This window comes from Xenorhabdus sp. NBAII XenSa04 (genome assembly GCF_963866145.1).
GTDB classification, from domain to species: Bacteria; Pseudomonadota; Gammaproteobacteria; order Enterobacterales; family Enterobacteriaceae; genus Xenorhabdus; species Xenorhabdus indica.
Genome location: NZ_CAWMEB010000113.1, coordinates 1 through 661, shown reverse-complemented (window position 1 = coordinate 661; position 661 = coordinate 1). Strand labels below are relative to the sequence as shown.

Sequence of the window (661 nt, the reverse complement as noted above, 5' to 3'; positions counted from 1 at the left end):
ACGGTTGAATTAGGCTTAGGGCTGGTTATTTCTGGAGGGCAATTTTGCACAGAATAGCTCACTTCTTCTTTTCCTGGTATTTCTGGTAAGAAAGAATGATGAGTGGCCTGCGATTCTGATGAATAACTGAATACAGATGCTTTATATTGAATAGAGCAAAATGCCTCTAAACCGTCCAGACGCCATTCACCTGTCCCAGTATCAACATCAGGCATCAATCACTTCACCTAAGCCTAATTCAACCGTAGAAAATAATTATATTACAATTTCAGGTAAAGGCCGTAATCAGGATGGAACTCTTCCTAATATTAACACAAGTTTCAATTTCTATTTTTATGAAGTTCAACCTACAGGAGTTGGTGATAATTGGGAAGGGCAACTCTGGATGCCGTGTGGTATTACCGGTACAGTTAGCCTTGAGGGTATCGATAATTCAGGAGTCACATTTAATGGTCCGCCCTGTGGAGAAACCATTACTTCAATGCAGGATGGGCAAACCATTTCTGCCGGAAAATACAGTTTATCGGGCCGGGTGAATAGCGATACGGCTGATGACGCAAAGCGTATACAGGTTCAAATCACGGGTTATAACAGTGATGGGACGATTTATACACCAGCAAAGAGTTATACTCCTGATGTTGATACTGGGACAGGTGAATGG

1 pseudogene is annotated in these 661 nt (G+C 41.9%); it reads left to right on the top strand.

From position 1 onward, the window contains the following. Nucleotides 1-160 precede the first annotated feature (160 nt). A pseudogene (locus AAC147_RS05770) lies at nucleotides 161-661 on the top strand (hypothetical protein); the annotation flags it as partial.